This is a genomic window from Mycobacterium sp. SMC-4, from assembly GCF_050205565.1.
Lineage (GTDB): Bacteria > Actinomycetota > Actinomycetes > Mycobacteriales > Mycobacteriaceae > Mycobacterium.
Genome location: NZ_JBNMQU010000020.1, coordinates 26,994 through 35,574, shown reverse-complemented (window position 1 = coordinate 35,574; position 8,581 = coordinate 26,994). Strand labels below are relative to the sequence as shown.

Sequence of the window (8,581 nt, the reverse complement as noted above, 5' to 3'; positions counted from 1 at the left end):
GCGCCAGAACTCCGGGCGCGACCAGTGATAGCCGACCTTGTCGCGCGGGTGCGCCCACATCGTCGACGCATGGTTCATCACACCGTGCTGGACAAACCCCAGCAGATGAGCCTTCCTCTTGTTGGACACGTGGGTTCCTTTCACAACTGTTGTCAGAGCTCGGGTTTGGTGGCAGGAGCAGCGCCGCGACCGTCGACGACGAACGCGGTGATGACCGCCACCGCCGACCCGATCGCGAGAAAGACGGGCAGGTACCAGAACACGCCGTCCACGCTCAGCAGCGCGATCACCGTCACCGACGCGACCACACCGCCGAACGCCTTCCACACGAAGCCGCGGTGCATCTCATCGGGTAGCTCGGCGACGGTGCTGATCTGCCCGGACGTGGCCGCCTGCAGGATGTCGCGCCGCACACGGGTGAACGCGCGAATTCCGAAGGCCACGTAGATGATTGCGACAACCATCGCGACTGTGGTCACAGTCCAGAACATCGTCATCGGACCACCTCGGGCTCGGTCGGCGCGGCCGGCTGGCCGTCGTTGTACGGGGCCGTGTCATCGAGCGCCGCGCCACGGGCGTGCAAGGTCGTGTAGTCGAACCGCTGGCTCGACAACAAGCTCACACCCACCGCGACGATCAGCGAGACGGCCTCCAGAGTGATGATGCCAGGCAGTTCACCGACCAGTTCACGCACCGGGTAGCCCACGGCGATGGCCAGCACCAGGCTGGTCACGAACGCGGTGGACGTCATCCGCGACCAGAAGATCGACAGCGCCAGCGGAACGATCAGCGCGGCCTTGAGGAAGAACACCGTGGTGACCAGGTCGACGTAGTCGATCCCGGAGCTGACCACGACGCCACCGATGACGCCGGCGACGATGATCGACGCCTTGGTGGCGCGGAACAGCGTCTTCGGGGCGATGTCGTTGCGTGCCCGCTTGAGGACGTCGACGGCGACGATGGACGACAGCGCCGAGAAGGCGCCGTCGATCGACGAGTAGCAGGCGTTGAGGATGACCAGCACGTACAGCGCCACCAGGACCACCGGCAGACCGAGGTGACTGACCACGTACGGGCCGATGCCTCCGGCGCCGACCTCACCCAGGTCTGCTGACGTGACGCCCAGACCCAGACCGACCAGTCCGAGCAGCCCCATGACGAGCGGGATCGGATAGAACCACAGCCCGGCCCACAGGAAGGTCCGGCCCATCGAGGACGGCTTGAGCGCCCACGCCTTCTGCCAGAACGTCTGGTCGGCCATCGTGGAGGCGAGAAGGCCCAGCGCCAGCGAGATCCCGAACGCCGCGGCAGCCTGGCCGTCGAACGGTTCGAGGGTGGTCGGGCCGGCCTGGGCGACACGGTCGAACACCATGCTCGGCCCGCCCACCTTCTCCAGCACGTACAGCACGACGATCGCGGACGGCACGGTGATCAGCAGCGTGTTGACCGTCGCCGTGATCGCCGAGGTCCACAGGCCGCCGAAATATGAGTAGACGGTGACCGTGGCCAGCGCGACGACGAGGACGACGGTGGTGTTCAGGTCGAAGACCACACCCATCACCAGCACGACTCCGAACAGGTTGATGAAGATCTCGGCGAGCAGGCCGAGCAGCATCGCCACCAACATCACCGTGGTGGCCGGCTTGTTCTGGAAACGTTCGCGGACGAACTCGACGATCGTGTAACCGGCCGGCATCTGGCGACGGAGCCGCGACGCGAAGAACACCATCACCATCACGGCCAGACCGTTGGGCACCACGAACCACACCAGGCCCGAGGTGCCGAAGCTGAACGCCTGGGCCGAGGACATCATCACCGCCATCGACCACGTCCACACCGCGATCACCGAACCGACACCGAAGCCGAACCCGATGCGTCGGTCGGCGATGACGAAATCGTGGGTGTTCTTGACCATGGTCTTGACCGCCAGGGCTATGCCCAAGAGCAACGCTCCCAGTCCGACCATGAGCACGATGCCCATGGCCGGTGGGATGTCCGGGGGAGTGAACAAGTGAATTCTCCTGTGAAGGTGGTGGATTCAAGATTCGCCGCGACGCTGAGGCGGTGATCGACGGGAAGGTTCCTCAGAGCACTCGCAGGGACGACGCGGTCACCACCGGGATGCGGTGCCGACCGGCGAACGCCCCGATGTGGCCGTCGGTGGCGGCTGCGATCCCGTCGACGAGCGTCGCGGCGGCCACGACGCCGCTCAAGCCGACGCTGCGGCTCAGCGCGGCGGCAGCGTCGTAGCGACTCCACCGGCTCAGCGCGAACAGCCCTCCGGTCATGACCGGCACGACGTGGCCCGGTCGGGTGAAGTCCGAGGCGGCCGCGGCGGGATCGGCGATCAGCGCGATGGTGCGGGCACGGTCACGCGCGGATATCCCGGTCGAGACGGAACACGCGTCAACGGCAACGCAGAACCGGCCGGTGTCGCGATGCAGGTCGGCGCGCAGCAGCGGAAGGTCGAGCCGGTCCGACGTCGCAACGTCGACGGTCGCGGTGATGATCCCGCACGTGTGCTCGACCAGGAACGCCGCGAGTGCGACATCGAGGTACTCCGCGGGTATGCAGACATCGGCCAGACGCTCGCCTTCGACGGTGTCGCACATGATCACCGGTCGGCCGGCGGCGAAATCCCTTTGTGCGTCGGCGATGTCGCGGTGCGGGTCGGTGCCGACGAAGTCGTGGTCGGTCAAGCACTGAAGCGGCATGCCGAGTTTTCCTTCCGCGAGATGAACCGAACATGACAGATCGTCACAGCGAGTCGGCCGGTCCACCACCTGAGTGGTTACGCGCGGGTTACGTGCTCTCAGTTCCGCGATGCGGCGACGGTGATCAGCTGGCGGGCCGCGGCCGGGAGTTCCTTGACCGCGGCGGGCCATACCGCCGAGATGTCCCGGAGCAGTGGTCGGGAGTCGATCCGCACCCGGTGCAGGCGACCGAACTGCAGGTCCTCGCGAACGCTGAGCAAACTCAGGACAGCGGGGGCGAAACCGCAACTCACGGCGTTCTTCACGGCTGCCGTGGTGGGCAGCTCGAGGGCGGGTTCGGCCGGCCGCAGCGCCGGGTCGTGGGAGGACACCAACCGCTCGTATGAGCACCGCGTGCCCGAGCCGGCCTCCCGGCACACCAGCGCGGTGGCTGCGAGCTCAGCCATGCTGATCGCCTGCCCGCCGAGCCCCGCCCAGGGATGGGTCGGGGCGACCACGACGACCAACTCGTCCCGACCGACCTTGCGGTGGTGCAGATCGTCTGGGATATCGGGGGTTTCGACGAATCCGACATCGTGTAGCCCGACCCGCACCTCTTCGAAGACCGTGGCGCTGTTGACCGCGGTGACGGTCACCTGTGTGCTGGCCGAACCATAGGTCAACGACAACTTCATCAGCCAGTGCGGGATGAGGTACTCGGCGACCGTGTAACTGGCTGCGGTGCGCAACACCGAACGTTCGTTGCGCACGGAATCGACGGCGGCGTCGAGCTTGTCCACGGCCTGCAGGATGGCGACGGCGGCGTCGTTGACGACCCGGCCGTCAGCTGTCAGCGCGCGGCCCGACGGTCCCCGCGTGAGCAAAGGACGGCCCACGGACTGTTCGAGTGCATGCAGCCGGGCCGAGACCGCCTGCTGAGTGACACCGAGTCTGCGTGCGGCCTCGGTGATGCTGCCCAGCCGGCCCACCAGGACCAGTGTTTCCAGCGCCGCGATGTTCCGCAGTTCACCATGTTTCGACTTGTTAACGGCCACAATCAAATTTTGTAGGACACCAGTACAGTTGGCAGCGCGAGCGGTTCGCCGACTGCGACAATCCCCGGGTGACTGCCCGAACCCCCGTCAACGGATACGTGTCGCACTGGTTCGACGGCCGGCCCGCACCGCGATTGCCGTTGCCGCGCAGCCGGGACGCCGACGTCTGCATCGTCGGCGCCGGATACACCGGATTGTGGACGGCGTACTACCTCAAGCGCGCCGACCCCGGCCTGCGGATCGTGGTGCTGGAGGCACGGTTCGCCGGCTACGGCGCATCCGGGCGCAACGGGGGATGGCTGTCCGGGCTGGTCCCCGGAGACCGTGAACGGATGGCGCGTCACCACGGACGCGACGCGGTGCTGGCCTGGCAGCGTGCGCTCAACGAATCTGTCGACGAGGTGATCGCCGTCGCGGCTCGGGAGGGCATCGATGCGGGCATCGTCAAAGGCGGCACTCTCGAGGTTGCCCGCAACCCCGCGCAGGCCGTACGGCTGTCCGCTGCGTTGGCCGCCGAACGCCGATGGCATGTCGACGGCATCGAATCCTTGTCCAAAGATCAAGTGCGGCAACGGATCGCGCTCGATGGAGTGCTCTGCGGATACCTCAACCCGCACTGCGCACGCATCCAGCCGGCTCAGTTGGTGCGCGGTCTGGCGGACACGGTGGAGCGCCTCGGTGTGGACGTCTACGAACGCACCCCGGTCAGCGAGATCAGCGTCGGAGGGGCGGTGACACCACAGGGCACGGTGCGTGCACCGATGGTCATCCGCGCGACGGAGGGTTTCACCGCGAGGCTGCCGGGTCTGCGCCGCCGCTGGCTGCCGATGAACAGCTCCATGATCGTCACCGAGCCACTGTCCGAACGACTTTGGGACCGCATCGGCTGGAACGGGCGCGAGACCCTCGGCGACACCGCCCACGGATTCTTCTATGCCCAGCGCACCGTCGACGACCGCATCGCCATCGGCGGTCGGAGCGTGCCGTACCGCTTCGGCTCGCGCATCGACCGCGACGGACGCGTGCCGCGACGCACCGTGCGGGAACTGAGCGCCACGCTGCGCACGATCCTGCCCCAAACCGCGGGCACTTCGATCGAGCACGCCTGGTGCGGTGTCCTGGCCGTACCTCGGGACTGGACCGCCACCGTCGGCTTCGACGACACCACCGGCCTGGGATGGGCCGGGGGCTATGTCGGGCACGGAGTCACCGCGACCAACCTCGCCGCGCGCACGCTGACCGACCTGATCCTCGGCCACACCACAGAACGGACGGGCCTGCCCTGGGTCGCGCACCGCAGCCGGGACTGGGAACCCGAACCGCTGCGCTGGCTCGGTGTGCGCAGCATGTACCTGGCGTACCGGGCCGCGGACCGGCACGAGGCGACCGGCATCGCCGGCACTTCGCCGATCGCGCAGGTGGCCGACACCATCGCCGGACGTCGGCACCAGGCGTTCAATGGAGGAATGAACGCGCATCCCATCACGGTCGCCCCGACCGGGCGCCACGTCGTCGTGCGGATCAACGGCGAGGTGGTCGCCGAGACCGATGCCGCGCTGACGCTGCAGGAGGCGTCTTACCCTCCTGTGCACTACATCCCGATGGCCGACGTGGCCGGCGAGCGGTTGCGGCCCAGCGACACCCGGACCTACTGCCCGTTCAAAGGCAAGGCGGCCTATTACGACGTCACCGCCGGTGACCGGACCGTCGCCGACGCGATCTGGACCTACCCGGAGCCGTACGCGGCGGTCGCGCAGATCGCGGGTCATGTGGCGTTCTACCCGGACAAGGCGGACATCGTCGTAGACGACCACCCGGCTTAAGCTGGCGGGGTGCCCAGCTCGGTCAGCGTGACGTTCGCCGGACCGGTCAACTATCGGCTGACGCTGGCGCCGCTGCGTCGCGGCGGCGGTGATCCGTGTTACCGCGACGAGGGCGACGGCACGATCTGGCGCACCAGCCTGATGACCACCGGTCCGGTCACCGCGCGCATCAGTCGCGGCGGGACCGACACCGTCGACTGCGAAGCGTGGGGTCCGGGCGCGGCCGAGTTCACCGACAGCGTGCCCGCGCTGCTGGGCGCCGACGACGACGGCTCGTCATTCACCCCGCGCGATCCCGTCCTGGCCCGCGCGCAACGGAAGGTGCCGCATCTGCGGCTCGGGCGCACCGGCCGGGTGCTCGAAGCGCTTGTGCCGGCGGTGCTCGAACAGCGTGTCTACGGATCCGACGCCCGCCGCGCCTGGCGGCGGCTGGTGACCAGATACGGCGCGCCCGCGCCCGGGCCGGCACCGGAGGCCATGCGGGTGCCGCCGACCGCCGACGCATGGAAGCGCATCCCGTCCTGGGAATTCCAGCGCGCCAACGTCGACCCCGGCCGGGCCCGCACCGTCATCGGCTGCGCGCAACGCGCCGATGCGTTGGAGCGGCTGGTGAGTCGCACCCCGGAGCAGGCTCGCACCGCGTTGACGAGCCTGCCCGGCGTCGGCGTGTGGACCGCCGCCGAGACCGCCCAGCGGGCGTTCGGTGACGCCGACGCACTGTCGGTCGGCGACTATCACCTGGCCAAGGTCGTGGGACGCTCGCTGCTGGGACGCCCCATCGATGACGCCCAGATGCTGGAGTTGCTGGCGCCCGAGGCGCCGCACCGGCACCGGGCGGTGCGGCTGCTCGAGGCCAGCGGCATGGCCGTCTACGCGCGGTTCGGCCCGCGTGTGCCCATTCCGAATCTGGCCCGAATGTGACGAAAATTGATCATGATTATTGGACTGCGGTGCCGGGTACACGACGCCCGAGACGAGCAAAGGAGTCCAGTAAATGCCTAAATCCTCATACACAGTTCCTGGCCTTTCCGACAAAGAGGGCGCCGAAGTGGCCGAACTGCTGCAGAAGGCGCTCAGCCGATACAACGATCTGCACCTGACGCTCAAGCACGTGCACTGGAACGTGGTGGGCCCGAACTTCATCGGTGTCCACGAGATGATCGATCCGCAGGTCGAGCTGGTCCGTGGCTATGCCGACGAGGTGGCCGAGCGGATCGCGGCGCTGGGTGCGTCCCCGAAGGGCACTCCCGGCGCGATCCAGAGCGACCGCACGTGGGACGACTACTCGGTCAACCGCGACACCGCGCAGGCGCACCTGGCAGCTCTGAACCTGGTGTACACCGGCGTCATCGAGGACACCCGCAAGTCGATCGAACGCCTCGGCGAGATCGATCCGGTGTCCGAGGACATGCTGATCGGCCATGCCGGTGAGCTGGAGAAGTTCCAGTGGTTCGTGCGCGCTCACCTGGAGAACGCCGGCGGCGAACTCGTCAGCGAGGGAGCCGGCACCGAGAAGTCAGCGGCCAAGAAGGCCAAGTCGGCCTGAGCCGAGAAGGCCAAGTCGGCCTGACGCTCAGCGGTACGCGGTGAGTCGGGCCACGAGGGCAGTTCTGCCGTCGTGGCCGACCGCCCGTGCCTCGGCGAGCCCGGTGCGGCGACCGACGCGCAGGGTCTTGCCTTCGTAGTGCGCTTCGGCGCCGCCGTGGAACGGCCGCAGGTAGTTCACCCGCAGCGACCCGGTGCGGAATCGTGCCGCGCCGGCAGTGGCGTCCAGAGCCGCGGAGCCGACGAGTTCCAGGCCCATCGCCGACACGCCGCCGTGCACCGTCCCGACCAGGTTGTTGAGCACCTCGTCGCTGCCCTGCATCAAAATCGTTGCGGTTCCCCCGGATTCGCCGATGTGCACGTCCATCAAGGACGCCAGGTCGGTGCCCGGGAGAGAGCCCTCGGCATGCTCCCGCGGCCAGGGTTGCAGGTCGTCCGGTGCGGCGATGTAGAACGAATGCACCGTGGCGGTCGCGATCAGCCGGCCACGCACCGACAACTCGCAGTGCGCCAGGGCCCCGTTGTCTTTGCCGCCCAGCGGGCGAGCGACAGCGGCCACCGGCTCGTCGGGTGCGGAAACAATTGCCGTGACGGCATCGGGAGCCACTTCCAACGCCAGCTCGCTGGTGACCGTCCACTCGTCGGCTTCCCGCCGGGTGTGGTTGACCAGGCCGCCGACGTGGTCGACCAGCATGGCCAGCGGAGCGAGCGTCGCGGCGCCGGTCAGCGGATTCAGCAGCCCAGCCGCGGGAATCGTCGCTTCGCAGCGGTCTGCGTGTTCCCCGGTGGTCTCGACGCCGAACCGCCCCAGGGGCGTGGTCAGTGGATACGGCATTTCGTCAGCGTGACCGGCGCGTCGTGATCTCCATACCCCCAGAGGGTATCCAAGCGGGCGGCGCCCGGACCGGTCGACGGTGGGGCGGACCGAAAGCCATTGTCCTGCAATTGAGTTGGCGTACCAGCGGGTCGGCGGGACCGGCGGAGGTGCCCTTGTTGGCCGGCATCCAGAGCCGAGAAGGGGTGCCGTGTGCCGAAAACAACTTTTCTAAGAATCCGATCAGGCTTTGAGCAAATCATGATCAATTCGTCAAACGTGCTGAAGTCCCATTGCGGCTGTATCGAGCAAACTCAACAGCGTCACCCGCGCCGGATGTGATCCAGCCCTCACCGGACAAGCGTTTTATTTGACTATGTGAAATACCCAGCGCAGCAACGTTATTCGTTCGTGATCTGCCGGACGGTGGGACGCGTCGAGAGAGAGCCCGGCGGACCTAGTTAGGTAGTGCTAAGTTGGCATGTCACGGGCTTTTTGACATATCGTTTTCACCACTCGAGGCGTGTGGACAAAAGGGCCGTCGTTCAGTGCTGCACGAAGGCGCCTCCATCGCCGGACTGGCCAACGCTTTGTCAGCGGATATCAGCTCAACGATTCCGTCCAAGCGTGTGCAGACAAAAGGTAGGTGGG

At 67.3% G+C, this 8,581-nt stretch carries 8 protein-coding genes and 1 pseudogene; 4 read left to right on the top strand and 5 right to left on the bottom strand.

Going from position 1 to position 8,581, the window contains the following annotated elements:
• Positions 1 to 152: 152 nt before the first annotated feature.
• The 4 genes from ACQI46_RS25440 to ACQI46_RS25425 all read right to left on the bottom strand — a co-directional run bounded on the left by ACQI46_RS25440 (position 153) and on the right by ACQI46_RS25425 (position 3,748).
• Entirely contained in the window at positions 153 to 497 is a 345-nt protein-coding gene (locus ACQI46_RS25440) for a hypothetical protein (protein ID WP_427096828.1), read from the bottom strand.
• Positions 494 to 2,011 carry a sodium:solute symporter family transporter gene (locus ACQI46_RS25435; protein ID WP_427096827.1) on the bottom strand — a complete coding sequence of 506 codons (1,518 nt, stop codon included), beginning with the start codon at positions 2,009 to 2,011 and terminating at the stop codon, positions 494 to 496. The genes ACQI46_RS25440 and ACQI46_RS25435 overlap by 4 nt, the downstream gene beginning before the upstream one ends.
• A gap of 73 nt (positions 2,012 to 2,084) precedes the next feature.
• Positions 2,085 to 2,714 (bottom strand): 3,4-dihydroxy-2-butanone-4-phosphate synthase, encoded by a 630-nt coding sequence (locus ACQI46_RS25430; protein ID WP_427096826.1) that lies wholly within the window; start codon positions 2,712 to 2,714, stop codon positions 2,085 to 2,087.
• Positions 2,715 to 2,812: 98 nt separating this feature from the next.
• Complete coding sequence (locus ACQI46_RS25425) at positions 2,813 to 3,748, bottom strand: LysR family transcriptional regulator (protein WP_427096825.1); 936 nt, start codon at positions 3,746 to 3,748, stop codon at positions 2,813 to 2,815.
• 68 nt (positions 3,749 to 3,816) lie between these two features.
• Between ACQI46_RS25425 and ACQI46_RS25420 the strand changes: the two are divergent.
• The 4 genes and pseudogenes from ACQI46_RS25420 to ACQI46_RS25405 form a co-directional block, all read left to right on the top strand.
• Positions 3,817 to 5,190 (top strand): annotated as a pseudogene (locus ACQI46_RS25420) (NAD(P)/FAD-dependent oxidoreductase); the annotation flags it as partial.
• A 24-nt stretch (positions 5,191 to 5,214) separates the two neighbouring features.
• The gene (locus ACQI46_RS25415; RefSeq protein ID WP_427096830.1) at positions 5,215 to 5,571 is read left to right on the top strand and encodes a DUF427 domain-containing protein; all 357 of its coding nucleotides are present in this window, start codon (positions 5,215 to 5,217) and stop codon (positions 5,569 to 5,571) included.
• A gap of 9 nt (positions 5,572 to 5,580) precedes the next feature.
• Entirely contained in the window at positions 5,581 to 6,492 is a 912-nt protein-coding gene (locus ACQI46_RS25410) for a DNA-3-methyladenine glycosylase family protein (protein WP_427096824.1), read from the top strand.
• 73 nt (positions 6,493 to 6,565) lie between these two features.
• The gene (locus ACQI46_RS25405; protein WP_427096823.1) at positions 6,566 to 7,117 is read left to right on the top strand and encodes a Dps family protein; all 552 of its coding nucleotides are present in this window, start codon (positions 6,566 to 6,568) and stop codon (positions 7,115 to 7,117) included.
• Positions 7,118 to 7,144: 27 nt separating this feature from the next.
• Here the strand turns inward: ACQI46_RS25405 and ACQI46_RS25400 are convergent, their stop codons facing one another.
• Complete coding sequence (locus ACQI46_RS25400; RefSeq protein WP_427096822.1) at positions 7,145 to 7,951, bottom strand: PaaI family thioesterase; 807 nt, start codon at positions 7,949 to 7,951, stop codon at positions 7,145 to 7,147.
• Positions 7,952 to 8,581 lie beyond the last annotated feature (630 nt).

Bases quoted from the DNA above. Each gene is read 5' to 3' on its own strand.
- ACQI46_RS25440 (WP_427096828.1), bottom strand. From the start codon at position 497: ATGACGATGTTCTGGACTGTGACCACAGTCGCGATGGTTGTCGCAATC.
- ACQI46_RS25430 (WP_427096826.1), bottom strand. From the start codon at position 2,714: ATGCCGCTTCAGTGCTTGACCGACCACGACTTCGTCGGCACCGACCCG.
- ACQI46_RS25415 (WP_427096830.1), top strand. From the start codon at position 5,215: ATGAACGCGCATCCCATCACGGTCGCCCCGACCGGGCGCCACGTCGTC.
- ACQI46_RS25405 (WP_427096823.1), top strand. From the start codon at position 6,566: ATGCCTAAATCCTCATACACAGTTCCTGGCCTTTCCGACAAAGAGGGC.
- ACQI46_RS25400 (WP_427096822.1), bottom strand. From the start codon at position 7,951: ATGCCGTATCCACTGACCACGCCCCTGGGGCGGTTCGGCGTCGAGACC.